The organism is uncultured Turicibacter sp. (genome assembly GCF_938044715.1).
Classification (GTDB): Bacteria; Bacillota_I; Bacilli_A; order MOL361; family Turicibacteraceae; genus Turicibacter; species Turicibacter sanguinis.
On the sequence record NZ_CALIOS010000134.1, the window covers coordinates 1 to 16,319 of the forward strand.

Consider the following 16,319-nt stretch of genomic DNA (forward strand, 5'->3'; position numbering starts at 1 on the left):
TGCATGCGTGAAAGGCATGTGTGTTAAACCGCTTCACCAACGGGCCATTTTTTTAAATGGCGGAGCAGGAGGGATTTGAACCCTCGCGCCGGTTGCCCGACCTATACCCTTAGCAGGGGCACCTCTTCAGCCACTTGAGTACTGCTCCATTTTGTTTTCTGTCCTGACGACTTTTATATAATAACATGTATATAAATTATCGTCAACACTTTTTGAATACTTTTTTTAATTTTTTTTAAAAAAGGTCAAATAATAGTTATTTGACCTTTTTTCTTATTTCTGTTTTTCCCATCGTTTTAGATGTGGGTATGGGTTAAATGCCCATTCACATTTTCCATCATACTTGTACAAACCAAAATGTAAATGTGGTGGGAATTTACCGCTTGTTCCTTCTTTCCCATATCCTGTACTACCAACATATCCTATCACTTGTCCCGGTTCGACTATGTCACCTTCTTTAATATCTCCTTCAAATCCTTGAAGATGTGCATAGTATTGATATGTATTATAAATATCTCTTATACCAATTCGATATCCACCAAAGTCATTCCATCCCATTATTTCAATGACTCCGTAAGCTGTGGATAATACTGGTGTTGAGTATCCAGCGAAAATATCTATTCCTTCATGTGATCTAGCCCCACCCCAACTTCGTGCTGTACCATAGTTATCACTAAAACTATAACTATAATGGCGTGATACTGGTAACGATCGTTTATCTAGTGTAATTGTATCAAAATGTTCAAATAGCATCGCAATTTCTTTTATAATCGTTAGAGTTTGTTCCTTTTGATAATAAGATGCAATGGCGGCTTCAAAATCATTATATGAACGTAAATACTCGACCATTGTATACATTACGTCTTCTTCATTATTAATATCTGCTATCCCATCTCCATCTCCATCTTTACCAATACCTCCAAAAAGATTAATAGTCAAACTATTATTATCATAATAAATTGGATTTTCAGGGCCTGACCATATTTCATTTGGAAAACAAATTGAGATGGTATCGTACTTAAATGTACATTCTTCACGGAATTTATAGGTATTGCGCTCGTATTGATCAACGGCGGCTATTTGATACCAAGGGACACCTGATGCCTGCTCGTAGTCTTTATAAAGTTTTTGTCTGATTTCTTGTTCATTTTGTTCGTTAGCTTCAGCTGATACATTTATAGAACTTAACATACATACCAGTATTGCCATGAAACTTACTATGATTTGACGTTTCATCGGGTCCACCCACTTCTACCTAGTTTTATAATTGTATTAATATAACTTAATGAAGGTGGGAATACTAATGACTCTGCTTATATGTAATCAGTTATGAGGTTTAGTCCCCATTCGCCTACTAATTTATAAGCTAGTTCCATTTTGTCATCGTAAATATTACTTGGATGGTGTGCATCTGCGTTAATTAGAACGGGAATGTTTGTTTTTGCAACTTTTGACCAGAATTTTGGATGCGGATATGGGTATCTTTCTTCATCACAAAATGCTTGAATTCCTCGTCTTAGTCCATTGGCATTGAATTCTAATGGGGTTTTTGTTTTAATTGCAGCTTCTATGATGATGTCTGATGCAAGTTCACAGTTTTGATCCCAAGCAAGGTCATTTACAAAAATGACATCCGGATGTGCGATAAAAGCGAAATATCCAGTTTGAACTGCTTCTTTGATGGTTTGAGCATATTCAATATATTGCTCTGTGTTGTTTAGACTATAGATGTTGATGTATTCTTTGTTTGGTGAGACGTAGATGTGTTGTCCTAGCACTAAGTATTCGACACCTTTTTCATTAAGTAACTGTTCATAGTATGCTTTTTTTTCGGAATCATATTCAATTTCAAGGCCAACACGAATTTCAATTTGGTTTTTATATTGTTTTTTTAAATTTTTGATAGTTTGTAAATAATCATCGAGTTCCTCATACTGCATTCGTAATCCAAATCTGTTATCTGGATACGGAGCATGGTCTGAGAATCCTAGAATGGTCATGTTATTTTCGATAGCTGCTTCGATGTATTCAGTTTCTGTCCCTCCCGCATGCAGGCATCTTGGTGTATGAGTATGATAATTTGTTTTTTCCATTTTTTATTCCTCCTCTTTTTCTATTATTATACAATCAAAAAAAGACTATCTAAGGTCCATTAGATAGTCTTTTTTATTAATATTGTGTCCCATATATCCAAAATTGGAGATATAGGAAAACAATGTTGAAGAAGGCACAGAAGCTAACACCGATAAATCCTACTTTTTGATGGTGGTTTTGGTAAATATAATAGCTTAAAAAGGCAATAGCAACCCATAGTAATAAAAATCCCATGGTTATTCCAATTCCTGAAATGATTAGAATGATTAATGTAGCTAGTAATATGATGCCAAGTTCAATCTGTAAGAATTTCTTTTTGTTAGAGAAGATATCTTTTTTTGTATAGATTAGCCATGTAAATAGGCCGATGAAAAGAATTGCTATGAGTAATGGCATGTTTTTGACACCTACTTTGATTATGATAACTTATTATAGCAATTTATTCTGTGTTGTAACAAAAAAGGTTATAGAAAATACATTTTTTCTACAACCTTTTCTTTTTATCCGATGGCGAACATTAATTCTGCTTCGACGGCTACTTTATCTCCAAGTTTAGCGATGGCTTTACCAACTCCAACACTTCCCTTTATTTTTGTTAGTTCTGTTTCAAGAGTTAAGATATCACCTGGAATGACTTTTTGACGAAATTTTGCTGATTTGATACCAGCAAAGTAAGCAATTTTACCTTTATTATCTTCAAGACTTAAAATGGCAACAGCTCCTACTTGCGCTAAGGCTTCAATGATTAGGACGCCAGGCATGACGTGTTGTTGTGGAAAGTGTCCCATAAATTGCATTTCGTTTGCTGAAACACATTTGACTCCAAGGGCTCTTTTTCCTGGTTCTAATTCATCAATTCGATCTACTAATAAAAATGGATAGCGGTGCGGGATAATTTCTTGAATTTGATTACTATTTAAGACCATGCTTTCACCTTCTTTTTTTATGTATATATAATATAGAAAGAGTTATTCGTATTTTTTAAAGACGATACATGCGTTATGACCACCAAATCCTAATGAATTTGACATGGCATATTTAATATTTTGATGACGTCCAACATTAGGAACGATATCTAAATCACATTCTGGATCAGGTTGTGAATAGTTAATTGTTGCAGGAACAAATCCATCTTGTAAAGCTTTAACTGTGATGATAGCTTCTACTCCACCTGCTGCTCCAAGTAAGTGACCTGTATTTCCTTTAGTTGAGCTAACCATTAATTTTGTTTCTTTACCAAAGACTTTTTTGATACCAAGTGTCTCTAGTTTGTCATTCAGTGGTGTCGATGTTCCGTGGGCGTTAATGTAATCAATTTGATTTGGTTCAAGTGAAGCATCTTTAAGTGCCATTTCAAAACAAGCAGCAGCACCATTAGCTTCCGAATCTGGGGCTGTCATGTGGAAAGCATCACAGCTTACACCATATCCGATCATTTCAGCGTAGATTTTAGCTCCACGTTTTTTGGCATGTTCGTATTCTTCTAAAATTAAAACACCTGCTCCTTCTCCCATAACGAATCCATTACGCTGTGCATCGAATGGAATTGAAGCACGATTTTTATCATCTGATGTCGTTAAAGCCTTCATTGAAGAGAATCCACCAATTCCAAGTGGTGTAATTGAGGCTTCTGCTCCTCCAGTTAACATGATATCTGCATAACCATCACGGATATATTTGAAGGCTTCTCCAATTGAATTAGTTCCCGCTGCACAAGCTGTCACAATGTCAAGACATGCTCCTTTAGCACCTAACATAATGGCAACATTACCTGCTGCTAAGTTTCCTATAGCCATTGGAATGAAGAATGGTGAGACACGTTCGTATCCTTTTTTCATTCCTTTTTCCTTTTCCTCTTCAATCGTTTGAAGTCCGCCAATTCCTGAACTTAAAATAACTCCGAAACGATGAGCATCAAGTTCTTCTGTTTGAAGGTTTGAATCTTCAAATGCTTGTTTTGAAGCAATCATCGCTAATTGGCTAAAGCGATCTAAACGCTTTGCTTCTTTTTTATTAATATACTCTTCAACGTTTAAGTCTTTAATTTCTGCTGCTAATTTAACTTTGAAATCTGATGCATCAAAGTGAGTGATTTCATCGATTCCGCAAACTCCGTCTTGAATGTTTTTCCACATTGTTTCAACATTGTTTCCAACAGGACAAACTGTCCCAAGTCCAGTTACTACAACTCTACGTTTACTCATAATTTGCACCATCCTTCATTAAATTGCCATTCCACCATCTACGACTAATACTTGTCCTGTGATATAACGAGCCTGATCACTAACTAGAAAAGCAACTGCATTTGCAATATCTTCTACTTCACCCAGGCTTCCAAGTGGAATATTTTCTAATACTTTATCTGTAATATCACTTGATAATTTTGCGGTCATATCTGATTTGATATATCCTGGAGCAACAGCGTTAACTCGAACATTTCTTGAGGCATATTCTTTTGCTAATGATTTTGTTAACCCAATTACCCCAGCTTTTGATGCAGCGTAGTTTGCCTGTCCAACATTTCCGTTAATCCCAACGACTGACGATAAGTTGATAATTACTCCACTGCGTTGTTTTAAAATAGGACGCGTAATCGATTTACAAACATTCCATGTTCCTTTTAGGTTCACATCGATAACAGAATCAAATGAATCTTCATCCATACGCATCATAAGATTATCTGATGTAATTCCTGCATTATTGATCACGATATCTAAATGTCCAAAATCTTTTATAATAGCTTTCGTCATGCTTTCAACTTCTTCATAATTTGCAACATTTGCTTGATAAACGCTTGCTTTTACACCTAAGCTTTCAGCTTGTTTAGCAATGGCTTCGGCACGTTCTTTACTTCCGCAATAATTAAGTGCAATGTCACAACCAAGTGAAGCTAATTTTAAGACGATAGCTGCTCCAATTCCTCGAGAGCCTCCTGTCACTAATGCGACTTTACCTGATAAGTTCATAAAATTCCCTCCTGTATTCAAAACGATTAATACCATATCTAAAAAAATGAATCTTGGTCATTAAAATGCTTCATTATTGATTCAAACTATAAAATTTCTGTAGAAACTTAATAGGAACTTATTTAATTTTGAAGCGCCTTAATAGTTGCTTCTAATGATGCCACATCTTCTACATTTAAAATTTTAACGCTACGATCTATTTTTTTAACAAATCCACTCAATGTTTTACCTGGTCCAATCTCAATGAAGGTATCTACTCCATCTTCAATCATTTTTTTGATACTTGCTTCCCATTTCACACTTGTCGCCATTTGTTTTATCATTAAGTCAATTAGTGATAAATCATGATGATAGAAATCTCCTAGCACGTTTAAAATGATTGGAAGTTTAGGTTGATTTAAGTTTTTCATTTTTAATAGTTGTCCAAAATTTTGGGCTGTTTCTTTTAATAAAGAGGTATGGAAAGGTCCACTAACTGGCAAGATTAAGGCACGTTTTGCCCCGTATCCTTTTGCTAATTCACAAGCATAATTAACAGCTTCGGCCTCTCCACCAATCACGATTTGTCCTGGGCAGTTTAAATTGGCCAACTCCACTACTCCCTTTGAAGAAGCTTCGCTACATAAAGCTGTTGCCTTTTCAACATCTAATCCAAGTAGGGCGGCCATTTTTCCATCACCTGATGCTACTCCCATAAGTTCTCCTCTTTTAGCAACAAGTTCCACTCCTTCAGTAAACGAGAAAACATCTGCTGCACATAACGCACTGTACTCACCTAGACTAAATCCCGCTACAACATCTGGTTTGATTCCTGCTTCTTTTAAAGTAGCTAATGCCATTTGAGAAATTGTAAAAATGGCTGGTTGTGTATAAGCTGTTTGATTAATTAAATTTTGTGAATCTTCAAAACATAATTCTTTTAAATCAAATGATAATAAGTCATTGGCTTGATTGAATAACTGACGTGCGGTTGGGTTTTGTTCATAAAGTGATTTCCCCATTCCGACATATTGTGCTCCTTGTCCTGAGAATAAGAATGCAACTTTCCCCATATTACATGACCTCCAAATTTTTAAAAACTTCTGATGCGTGATTTGTAATATCTTCTATAATTTCTGATACGGATTGGACTTTAGAAAGCATTCCTGCTACTTGTCCCGCCATGACAGATCCTGATTTTGTGTCTCCTTCTAGAACGGCTTTACGAAGTGAACCGAGTGTTAAATACTCTAATTCTTCGGCTGATACTCCTTTTTTCTCAAGAGCGATGTATTCACGCGTCATCGGATTTTTTAAACAACGAACTGGAACACCAACACTTCGTCCTGTTACGACTGTGTCTGTATCTTTTGCTTTGATTAGCGCTAGTTTATAGTTTTCATGTACTGGGCATTCTTTAGCGGTTAAGAAGCGAGTTCCAATTTGAACGCCACTTGCTCCAAGAGCCATAGCCGCCATAAATCCACGACCATCCGCAATTCCTCCCGCTGCAATAACTGGGATATCCACAGCATCGACAACTTGTGGAACTAATGACATAGTCGTTAACTCCCCAACATGGCCACCGGATTCCGTTCCTTCGGCAATAATGGCATCTACTCCTAAACGTGCCATACGTTTTGCCAAAGCAACTGAGGCAACAACTGGAATAATTTTGATCTTGGCAGCTTTCCATTTTTCAATGTATGGACCTGGACTTCCTGCTCCTGTTGTCACTACTTTAACCCCTTCTTCAATAATAACTTCTGATAGTTGGTCACAGTGCGGATTCATAAGCATTAAATTGACACCAAAAGGTTTGTCTGTTAGTTGTTTGCATTTACGAATTTCTTCTCTTAGGCGTGGGGCATCCCAACCACCTGAACCAATGATTCCAAGTCCTCCAGCATTTGAAACAGCTGCTACTAGTTCTGCTGATGAGATGTTAGCCATTCCACCTTGAATAATTGGGTATTTTATATTTAATAAAGTTGTCAAAGACATCTTTTTATCCTCCTTTTGTTTTTTATCTACAGGGAGATCATACATCCACCCCATGTTTTACCGCCACCGAATCCGATGAGCATTATTTTATCCCCTGATTTGATGTGCCTAGTATCTATTGCTTCTTTTAAGGCAATCGGTATACTAGCGGCTGATGTATTTCCATAGTTATCTAAGTTTAAAAAGAATTTTTCGCTCGGAACTTTTAAATCTTTAACAACTTTATCAATGATACGTTTATTGGCTTGATGGGGAATGATGAGATTGATTTCATCGATTGTTAAGTTTGCTTGTTCTAATAGCTCCATAATTGTTTCTTTAATAGCATGTATCGCAAATTTGAAGACTTCTTGTCCATTCATTTGGAAATGAATAGGTTCTGCTTGGTTATCTGTTAGTGGATTTACTACAGCAATTGGTGTTGTGGTTAAGACTCCACGTTCATCTCCACTTGAGTTGAGATAGAAGCTCTCGGTTGTGTCTTGGTCATATTCAACTACGACTGCTCCCGCTCCATCTCCAAATAAAACACATGTATTTCGGTCATCCCAATCCATAATTTTAGAGAGGACCTCCGCTCCTATGATAAGTGCTTTTTTGATAGCACCACTTTTAAGGAATTGATTGGCTACACTCATTGCGTAAACAAATCCACTACATGCAGCATTCAAATCAAACGCGATCATTTTTACATCATTTAACCCAAGCTTTGCTTGAACTAGACAAGCAGTAGATGGTGTTAATTGTTCTGGTGTAAAGGTTGCGACAATAATCAAACCTATTTCAGTTGGATCAATATTGGCATGTTCAATGGCCTGTTTTGCAGATTGATAGGCTAATTCAACGGTATTTTCTGTTGTAGCGATATGGCGATTTTTGATACCTGTACGCGCCTTGATCCACTCATCACTTGTTTCTACGATGGATTCTAATTGTTTATTACTTAAAATAGATGTCGGGACGTAGGCCCCACTCCCAAGAACTTTGATTCCCAAGAAATTCACCTCAACTTTCTCGTTATTTTATGATGTCAAACTCTCCAATCGAGCGGTATTTTTTATACCGTTTCGCTTGGATTTGTTTAATTGATAATTTTTTAGTTTGTTCTAGATAATTATTTAAGTCGTCTCTTAAGTGGTCGAACACGTATTGTGGAAATTGATGGGCTCCTCCGATTGGCTCTTTGATGATGTGGTCAATAATTCCCATCGATAAGTAGTCTTGTGCTGTTAGTTTCATCACTTCAGCTGCTTCTTTCGCTTTACTTCCATCTTTATAAAGAATTGAAGCGAATCCCTCTGGGGATAAGATTGAATAAATTGCATATTGAAGCATCCATATTTGATCACTCACCCCTAGTGCTAAAGCTCCACCACTTCCTCCTTCACCAATCACAATAGAAAGGGTTGAAGTTTTTAAGTTAGACATATCTCTTAGACACTCAGCAATCGCATGTCCTTGGCCACGTTCTTCAGCTTCGGGTCCTGGATAAGCTCCCGGTGTATCTATAAAGGTTATAATAGGGCGATTGAATTTTTCAGCTTGCTTCATTAAACGTAACGCTTTACGGTATCCTTCTGGATGAGGCATTCCAAAGTTACATTCGATATTTTCGGCTGTTGTATTACCTTTTTGATGTCCAATAACGGTCACCACATGAGGTCCGATTTTAGCAATCCCCCCAATAATGGCTGCGTCATCTCCATATAAACGATCACCATGAAACTCAATGAAATCATCAAATATATAGTTGATGTAGTCACGAACCTTAGGACGTTTTGGATGTCTGGCAAGAACGACGTGATCCCATGCCGTTAAATTGTTGTAAGCACGATTTTTATAAAGATGCAGTTGTTGTTGTAATTCTTTGACTTCCGCTTGATTGTCAGTTGAAATTTCACTTAGACGTGATTCAATTTCAGCTACTTTTTTTTCAAAATCTAGAATTGACATCAATTTTCGCTCCCTTCGTGCCATTTAATGATAGTTGACAGTGTTTGTTTTAACTCTTTTCGATTAACGACTTTATCCACAAGTCCTTTTTCTTGTAAAAATTCTGCTGTTTGAAAATGTTCAGGTAATGATTGTTTAATGGTTTGCTCAACAACTCGACGTCCTGCAAATCCAATAGCTGCCCCTTTTTCGGCTAATATAATATCACCGAGCGTTGCAAAAGAAGCTGTAACGCCTCCCATTGTTGGTTGGGTTAATACACTGATATAAAGTAATCCTGCTTCGTTATGTTTAGCGATGGCTGCTGATGTTTTAGCCATCTGCATTAATGAATACATTCCTTCTTGCATTCTCGCTCCACCTGAAGCGCAGACTAATACTAATGGCAGTTTTTTTGATGTTGCAGTCTCGATTAACCTTGTAACCTTCTCCCCGACAACTGATCCCATACTTGCCATCATAAAGTAGCTATCCATGACACCGATAGCAACCGTTTGTCCATCCAGTTTTGCAATTCCTGTAACAACAGCTTCATTTATTTGATTTTCTTCCATTAAATTATTGATTTTCTTTTCATATCCAGGAAATGATAATGGATTTTTAGAAATCAGTTTTTGATTTAATTCTTTAAAAGTCCCTTCATCTACTAATGATTCAATTCGAGTCATTGCTGACATTCGATGATGAAATTCACATTTGGGACAGACGTGTAAATTAGCATGAAGTTGTTTGACTGGAAGAACTTCTTTACAGGTTTCGCACTTTGTATAAATTCCATCATTTATATCTCGTTTCTTAGCAACTGGTTTAGATTTTTTTTGACGCTGTAAGAAAAAACCCATTCTCTATCCCTCCAATTCATGCATGTGTTTTTGAATAAAGCTTGTATCATATTTGTTATCTATAAAGTTTTTATGTTCCATAATGGCATATTGAAAATCTATATTTGTATCAATTCCATCTACTACTAACTCTTCAAGTGAACGTTTCATTTTAGCGATAGCTTCACAACGATTAGCACCATGAACAATAAGTTTTCCAACCATTGAATCGTAAAATGGTGGAATCGTGTAGCCTTGATAAACAGATGTATCAACTCGAACACCAAATCCACTTGGAATATTGAATGTTTCTACTGTTCCAGGAGAGGGTTTGAAGTTAAGAGATGGATTTTCAGCGTTAATACGACACTCCATGGCATGACCATTAATTTTAATATCCTCTTGTGTGAAAGATAGAGGTAAATTAGATGCAATTTTAATTTGTTCTTTAATTAAATCGATGCCTGTAATCATTTCCGTGATTGGATGCTCAACTTGAATTCGAGTATTCATTTCAATAAAATAAAAGTTTTGATGCTTATCTAGGAGAAACTCAATTGTTCCGGCATTTTCATATCCAACCGTTTTAGCCGCCAGAACTGCTATTTCCCCCATTTTTTGACGTGTTAGCTCATCTAATACTGGAGATGGAGCTTCTTCGATGACTTTTTGATTGCGTCTTTGAACTGAACAATCTCGATCATAAAGGTGCACGACGTTCCCAAATTGATCAGCTAATATTTGAAACTCAATATGTCTTGGATTCTCAATGAATTTTTCCATATACATCGAATCATCTCCAAATGACATTTTTGCTTCAAGTTTAGCCGTTTGGAATAAATCTTCAAATTCATCTTCCGAGTTGATAACACGCATTCCACGTCCACCACCACCTGCAGAAGCTTTAACTAAGACTGGATAACCAATTTCTTTTGCCACCCGTTTTCCTTGCTCAATAGATTCAATTAACCCATCACTTCCAGGGACAACAGGTACATTAGCAGCTATCATCATTTCACGAGCTTTTGATTTATTTCCCATATTATCAATGATGGATCCTTTTGGACCAATAAATTTTAGTCCTAATTCCTCAACTAATGAAGCAAAGGTACTATTTTCTGATAAAAATCCAAAACCAGGATGAATCGCATCGCATCCCGTTGAGATAGCAGCGCTCAAAATATTATTAATATTTAAATAGCTATCTTGAATTTTTGTTGGACCTACACAAATTGCCTCATCTGCTAAGTCAACATGTAATCCGCGATTATCAGCCGTTGAATAAATAGCAACTGTTTCAATTCCCATTTCTTTACATGCACGGATAATACGAACTGCAATTTCACCACGGTTAGCAATTAAAATTTTTCTAAGCATCATGACACCTCACTTTTTCTGCCCTTTATCTTGCCTTAAACTTCGATTAGCATTAAAACTTGATCATATCCAATCGCTTCTTCATTTGTTACTTTAATTTCTTTAATGATTCCATCACATGGAGATTCAATTTCATTCATAACCTTCATGGCTTCAATAATGCAAAGCGGCTGTCCTTTTTTAACCTGATCTCCAACTGATACAAAGGCTTTTGCTCCCGGTGCATTCGAACCGTAGAATGTCCCAACAAGTGGCGCTTTAACCTCTTGAATGTTTGTTTGTTCTTTTGGAAGTGTTGTTTCAATTGGGGCTGTTGTCATTACCTGAGTTTGAGAGACTGGTGAAACTTCGATGACTGGCTGAACCATTGGTGTACTTGCAATATTTTGAACGATTTCTTTCACTTCTTTTTTAAGATTCAGTTTTAATCCATCAACCTCAAGTTGGAGTCCTGTCATTTCACTTTCAGTAAATCTTTCCATTAATTGTAAGACTTGATTTAGATAATCTGTTTTCGTCACATCTCGAACTTCACGTTCTTGTTTTTGATTCATACAAAATTCCTCCGATATTCAAATATTTTTTTAATCAAATATTTTGAACTTCAAATATATAGCTTAATATATAAGACAGAACCTTTTCTGTCAATAGTTTCCAATTACGATGTCGCGATTATTTCAGACTTTAAAGTTTTTAATAAACGTTCTACAGTTGTCAATTCATTTACTTTATAGGCTTTTGCCCCACAGAATAGTAAAGCCTCTTCAACTTCTCCTCTTACTGCATGTAGAAGTGCCTTGCTAATACAGTATTGAGTTGTTGCGGGATTACAAGGGATAACACATCGGTAACATTTTTTTATTTTCTCTTTTTTGATACCATATTTTTCACTAAATGGATTACGAATGGCACGACCTGGCATTCCAACCGGACTTTTCACTAAGATGATGTCGTCTTCTTTAGTATCAATTATAGCTTGTTTAAAGTTCGGGTGAGCATCACACTCTTCAGTTGCAATAAAACGTGTTGCCATTTGAACCCCATCTGCTCCAAGTTTTAAATAATGAGCAATGTCTGCTCCGTCATAGATTCCTCCACCTACAATGATTGGTATATGTTTTTCATATTTCATTGCATATGGTTTAACAGCTTCAATGACTTCTTTAACAATTTGATCAAGATCGATATTTCCTTCTTCTAAATCGGCTGGTTTGAATCCTAAGTGTCCACCCGCTTCTGGTCCCTCAATCACAATCATGTCTGGTGCTACTTGATGTTTTCTATCATAGTGTTTTAATAAAACAGTTGCTGCTTTTGCACTTGATATAATCGGTGCAAACATTGTTTTTGTATTTTTTGTATATTCTGGAAGTGCAAGGGGTAACCCTGCTCCCGATATAATAATATCAATTCCTGCCTCAACAGCTGCTTTAGCATATTGTTCGTAATTCTCCATTGCAACCATTAAGTTTAATCCAAGCATTTTTCCTTTTGCTACCTCTTTGGCCTTTTGTATATGTTTTTTCATTGCACGCAAGTTAGCTTGCACTGTATTATTTTCAAAATCAGGTTCATCATGTCCAATTTGAACTCCCGATAAAACGCCTAACCCTCCGTGATTTGAGACAGCCGCCGCTAAGTTAGAACGTGAAATACCAATTCCCATTCCACCTTGTACAATCGGTAACTCTAATTCAAACGGTCCAATTTTTAATGGTTTAATTTCCATTTCTCCACCACCTGTTATTATTTTGCATTTCAAACTATGTGAAGGATTATAACACACAAATTTGTAAAATGTGAATATTTTTTTGATATTCAAAGTAAAAATTTTGAGTTTCAAACTTAATTCGAACAGGCCACATTAACTAGATTATTAACAAAACCTTATTAAATGAAGGATTTAACACCATCTTGTTTAAATATTCACTCATGCATTTGTCGAAAAATAAGGATTTCAAAAATAATCCTTCTTAATTATCCTAATTTCATCAAACAATTAGAACTTTAGGCGAATTATGATGGGTAGTACTTCCCCTATTAGGCTAGTAAATGTGTTATGTTAATTTGTAGATATGCATTAATTCTTAAGGGGGAGATACTGATGCTAAGAACGAATGAAGGTCGACTTGTGAAATGGTCTGTTCAAGGAAAAGTTCATCATCCACTAGGCGGCAATTATAGAATTACTCAAGAAGGGGTTCCGATGATTTTACCTTCAACAGGGGGGATTTCTTATAATGTTTCTGTTGGCGATCCTGCATTTGGGTGGATAGGTGATCATGTTGAACCAGGTGTTTCGATTCGTAATGAGAATGCTTCAGAGAATGATGCTTTAATGACGTTTGCTTGCATTGGAAATGTGGCTAAGGTTGTAAGTGGTGATGCAAAAGGACGTTTAGGTTATGTGACGGGTTCTCACGGTGGAATTGAGCATACTTTAGTTCATTTTGATGCGGATATATTAGAAGACCTTTGCATTGATGATTCTATTTTAATTAAGGCATATGGCCAAGGGCTCAAATTACTCGACTATCCTGATGTTCATGTCATGAATCTTGATCCTATTTTATTACAGAAATTACAGATACAAGAGGTCAACGGTAAGTTGCAAGTTCCCGTATCAGCGATTATTCCCCCCTATTTAATGGGGTCTGGAATTGGAGCTAATAGTGCTTATTCTGGGGATTATGATATTATGACAGGAGATTTGGATGAGGTACGACGTCTAGGGCTTCATCATTTACGTTTTGGAGATCTTGTGTTATTAAAGGATTGTGATACAACGTACGGTCGCGGTTACTTAAAAGGTGCTATGACACTTGGAATTATTGTGCACAGTGATTGTGTAAAAGCAGGACATGGCCCTGGTGTAACGACGATTATGTCATGTAAGTATTCTATTTTCGAACCAATTGTTGACCATTCAGCTAATATAGCAAAGTATATGAAGCAGCTATAAAATGAGAGAGACTAAATGCTGTCCTAAGTGTGAATTTAAATCATTAATTTTTATCCCGAGTAAGGTTTTAATTCATGGAACTGGAAATAATATTATGGTTAACGTGACATTATCAATTGTGGCTCGTTTACATCGTTATGTATGTGAAAATTGTGGATATACTGAGGAATGGATTGAAGCAGATGATATTAAGGAATTAAAGAAACATTTCTCATAATTAAAAAAGACTGAGTCGAAATTATTTCGATTCAGTCTTTTTTCTATTTATCCAATTAATTTTCCCATCATAATCATACCTTTAGATGTTTCAAATCCTCTTTTGTGATAGAATCCTTCTGTTTGAGGCCCAGGAGATGTTAGTAAGATAATTTCTCTGATTCCTTTTTCCTTCAATCGTTTCTCGAATTCTTCATAGATGCTTGTTCCAAGCCCTTTTCCTCGCAACTGATTATTGATGCAGAATTCTTTAATGTTAAACATTAATCCATTATAGTATTGTTCTTCGGCTCCTAAAATCATTCCAGCAGGAACATTATCCACATACGCTAATAATCCATATGAATCTGGACATTTAATCATTTGTGTTAATCGTCTGGATGCCGTCTCAACTGTCCACTCATCGTTCCAAGGCCCTGCATTGAATGTTTCGATATACATTTTTACTAGTACATTTAAGTCTGATAATTCGATCTGTTTAAATTGCATTGCCTTCTTCCTTTCAATGTGAAAAAAGAAGAGGATTCCTCTTCTTAGTTATTAATATATTTTTCAAATACTTCTGTAAAGTCTTTTTGAATGTAGGCTTCACGTGATTGTTTAATCCAATTAAATGCGTATTCGTTTACCTTTACAAATTGATCTAATAAATTACCTGTTTCTTGACGTTGTGAACCACATGCAACGGATGCAAAGTTTAATGTTTGTTCTGATTTTTGTAATAATACCTGATTTTCTTCGATGATATGAGAAATTTTAATTAAAGCTTTATAAATATCTTTTAGTTGTTCTAATTGATTACGATTAACATCAATTGAGAACTCTTGATTATCGATATCAAATTTTAATTCACAATCTAAATCCACTGTTCCTGCTGTTTCAATCATAACATGGCTAATCGTATGTTTATAGTAATCATATCGTTTCACTAGACGTTTACTACTAACAGCTGATGTACCATCGACATGAATTAAAGCTAAGTTTGTAAAACAGTATTCATCTGTTTTTGATTTAATTAAGAAGAAGATTTTTTCATCATCTTCATGCATAATAAAGTCATCTGCCATTACTTTATCATAGTCGTTTGGACTAATAATTTTCCCAATATCACTAATTCCTAATGCATCTGCAGCAAATTTTTTTAACATCTTGATTTCCCCTTTGTTTAGATATTGAGATGATTATATCACATGCATTTAAATTAGCAAGGGCTACTTTTTACCTATTTTAATATCATTTATGAAAACAGTAAAATATCCTGCTGATAGAAAGAGCAATGTCAATTTTATCATATTTAAACTAAATCCTTTGATGCCTATGTCTCCTATATCTAAAAAGAAATATAAAAATGGATGCTCGGGCTCTGGAACAGGTACGTGAATAAAACTACACGTGACAACAAAGAGGAAATATAAGATGGGGATACTAAGCCACTGAAATGGGGTGTACCAACTATATTGTTTTTTAGGATCAAATAAAAGGAAATCAATAAAAACGAGAAACGGTGCCAGATAATGTACCGAAATATCTGATGGTGAAAACATTTGATGAACCGATCCATGTTCAAGACAATACGGAATAATGATAAATTGGTATAATAAAAAGGTGACTAGAATTGCCGATGTTAATCCACCTTTAAGCCAAGATGAGCATATTTTTTTTTGAATTGATTGGTGTTTTCTTAGCTGATATAACATTTTAACTACGATATAACTATATAAAATCAAACACCATAAATTGCTTTGCATCGTGTAATACAATAAAATTTTAAAATTTGTTTCTCCACTTATAAGAAATACACCCGCGTAAATTCCGTAGGCTGTACTAATAATAATTAAGATACGCCACAATAAAGTAAACCACACATTTTTAAAATTCATAAAATCCCTCCCTGGATCTAGGTCAATATTTTGGACACAAAAAAGTTAAGTTTTTAAGCAGTCTGTC

Annotated in this window: 19 protein-coding genes and 1 tRNA gene; 2 read left to right on the forward strand and 18 right to left on the reverse strand. The window is 35.7% G+C overall.

Going from position 1 to position 16,319, the window contains the following annotated elements; genetic code table 11:
* Positions 1-57: 57 nt before the first annotated feature.
* The 15 genes from QWC74_RS12795 to QWC74_RS12865 all read right to left on the reverse strand — a co-directional run bounded on the left by QWC74_RS12795 (position 58) and on the right by QWC74_RS12865 (position 12,923).
* Positions 58-148: transfer RNA gene (locus QWC74_RS12795), tRNA-Ser, on the reverse strand.
* A gap of 125 nt (positions 149-273) precedes the next feature.
* Complete coding sequence (locus tag QWC74_RS12800) at positions 274-1,236, reverse strand: M23 family metallopeptidase (RefSeq protein ID WP_006783673.1); 963 nt, start codon at positions 1,234-1,236, stop codon at positions 274-276.
* Positions 1,237-1,313: 77 nt separating this feature from the next.
* On the reverse strand, positions 1,314-2,093 hold the full coding sequence (locus tag QWC74_RS12805) for a histidinol-phosphatase (RefSeq protein ID WP_006783672.1): 780 nt from the start codon (positions 2,091-2,093) through the stop codon (positions 1,314-1,316).
* 76 nt (positions 2,094-2,169) lie between these two features.
* Positions 2,170-2,490, reverse strand: a complete 321-nt coding sequence (locus tag QWC74_RS12810; protein ID WP_006783671.1) for a hypothetical protein — start codon at positions 2,488-2,490, stop codon at positions 2,170-2,172.
* Between the two features lie 104 nt (positions 2,491-2,594).
* Entirely contained in the window at positions 2,595-3,020 is a 426-nt protein-coding gene (gene fabZ / locus QWC74_RS12815) for a 3-hydroxyacyl-ACP dehydratase FabZ (RefSeq protein WP_006783670.1), read from the reverse strand.
* 42 nt (positions 3,021-3,062) lie between these two features.
* The gene (fabF, locus tag QWC74_RS12820) at positions 3,063-4,298 is read right to left on the reverse strand and encodes a beta-ketoacyl-ACP synthase II (protein ID WP_006783669.1); all 1,236 of its coding nucleotides are present in this window, start codon (positions 4,296-4,298) and stop codon (positions 3,063-3,065) included.
* An 18-nt stretch (positions 4,299-4,316) separates the two neighbouring features.
* Positions 4,317-5,060 carry a 3-oxoacyl-[acyl-carrier-protein] reductase gene (fabG, locus tag QWC74_RS12825; protein ID WP_006783668.1) on the reverse strand — a complete coding sequence of 248 codons (744 nt, stop codon included), beginning with the start codon at positions 5,058-5,060 and terminating at the stop codon, positions 4,317-4,319.
* A gap of 122 nt (positions 5,061-5,182) precedes the next feature.
* Positions 5,183-6,112 carry an ACP S-malonyltransferase gene (gene fabD, locus QWC74_RS12830; protein WP_006783667.1) on the reverse strand — a complete coding sequence of 310 codons (930 nt, stop codon included), beginning with the start codon at positions 6,110-6,112 and terminating at the stop codon, positions 5,183-5,185.
* A gap of 1 nt (position 6,113) precedes the next feature.
* On the reverse strand, positions 6,114-7,043 hold the full coding sequence (fabK, locus tag QWC74_RS12835) for an enoyl-[acyl-carrier-protein] reductase FabK (protein WP_006783666.1): 930 nt from the start codon (positions 7,041-7,043) through the stop codon (positions 6,114-6,116).
* A 26-nt stretch (positions 7,044-7,069) separates the two neighbouring features.
* Positions 7,070-8,038 (reverse strand): beta-ketoacyl-ACP synthase III, encoded by a 969-nt coding sequence (locus QWC74_RS12840; protein WP_006783665.1) that lies wholly within the window; start codon positions 8,036-8,038, stop codon positions 7,070-7,072.
* Between the two features lie 22 nt (positions 8,039-8,060).
* Positions 8,061-8,996, reverse strand: a complete 936-nt coding sequence (locus QWC74_RS12845; protein ID WP_006783664.1) for an acetyl-CoA carboxylase carboxyltransferase subunit alpha — start codon at positions 8,994-8,996, stop codon at positions 8,061-8,063.
* Positions 8,996-9,838, reverse strand: a complete 843-nt coding sequence (gene accD, locus QWC74_RS12850; protein WP_006783663.1) for an acetyl-CoA carboxylase, carboxyltransferase subunit beta — start codon at positions 9,836-9,838, stop codon at positions 8,996-8,998. The genes QWC74_RS12845 and accD overlap by 1 nt, the downstream gene beginning before the upstream one ends.
* Positions 9,839-9,841: 3 nt before the next feature.
* Positions 9,842-11,194: an acetyl-CoA carboxylase biotin carboxylase subunit gene (locus QWC74_RS12855; protein WP_009607424.1), complete on the reverse strand. Its 1,353-nt coding sequence runs from the start codon at positions 11,192-11,194 to the stop codon at positions 9,842-9,844.
* A gap of 35 nt (positions 11,195-11,229) precedes the next feature.
* The gene (gene accB / locus QWC74_RS12860) at positions 11,230-11,748 is read right to left on the reverse strand and encodes an acetyl-CoA carboxylase biotin carboxyl carrier protein (protein ID WP_006783661.1); all 519 of its coding nucleotides are present in this window, start codon (positions 11,746-11,748) and stop codon (positions 11,230-11,232) included.
* A gap of 104 nt (positions 11,749-11,852) precedes the next feature.
* The gene (locus QWC74_RS12865) at positions 11,853-12,923 is read right to left on the reverse strand and encodes a nitronate monooxygenase family protein (RefSeq protein WP_006783660.1); all 1,071 of its coding nucleotides are present in this window, start codon (positions 12,921-12,923) and stop codon (positions 11,853-11,855) included.
* A 375-nt stretch (positions 12,924-13,298) separates the two neighbouring features.
* Between QWC74_RS12865 and QWC74_RS12870 the strand changes: the two genes are divergently transcribed.
* Together QWC74_RS12870 and QWC74_RS12875 are read left to right on the forward strand one after the other, a co-directional pair.
* Complete coding sequence (locus tag QWC74_RS12870) at positions 13,299-14,156, forward strand: DUF4438 domain-containing protein (protein WP_006783659.1); 858 nt, start codon at positions 13,299-13,301, stop codon at positions 14,154-14,156.
* Between the two features lies 1 nt (position 14,157).
* A complete protein-coding gene (locus tag QWC74_RS12875; protein WP_006783658.1) occupies positions 14,158-14,373 on the forward strand; it encodes a hypothetical protein in 216 nt (71 codons plus the stop codon).
* Positions 14,374-14,420: 47 nt separating this feature from the next.
* On the opposite strand, the gene QWC74_RS12880 is transcribed toward QWC74_RS12875, so the two are convergent.
* The 3 genes from QWC74_RS12880 to QWC74_RS12890 all read right to left on the reverse strand — a co-directional run bounded on the left by QWC74_RS12880 (position 14,421) and on the right by QWC74_RS12890 (position 16,252).
* Positions 14,421-14,861 (reverse strand): GNAT family N-acetyltransferase, encoded by a 441-nt coding sequence (locus QWC74_RS12880; protein WP_006783657.1) that lies wholly within the window; start codon positions 14,859-14,861, stop codon positions 14,421-14,423.
* Between the two features lie 44 nt (positions 14,862-14,905).
* Positions 14,906-15,520 carry a PH domain-containing protein gene (locus tag QWC74_RS12885; RefSeq protein ID WP_006783656.1) on the reverse strand — a complete coding sequence of 205 codons (615 nt, stop codon included), beginning with the start codon at positions 15,518-15,520 and terminating at the stop codon, positions 14,906-14,908.
* A 63-nt stretch (positions 15,521-15,583) separates the two neighbouring features.
* Complete coding sequence (locus QWC74_RS12890) at positions 15,584-16,252, reverse strand: Pr6Pr family membrane protein (protein ID WP_006783655.1); 669 nt, start codon at positions 16,250-16,252, stop codon at positions 15,584-15,586.
* Between the last annotated feature and the right edge of the window lie 67 nt (positions 16,253-16,319).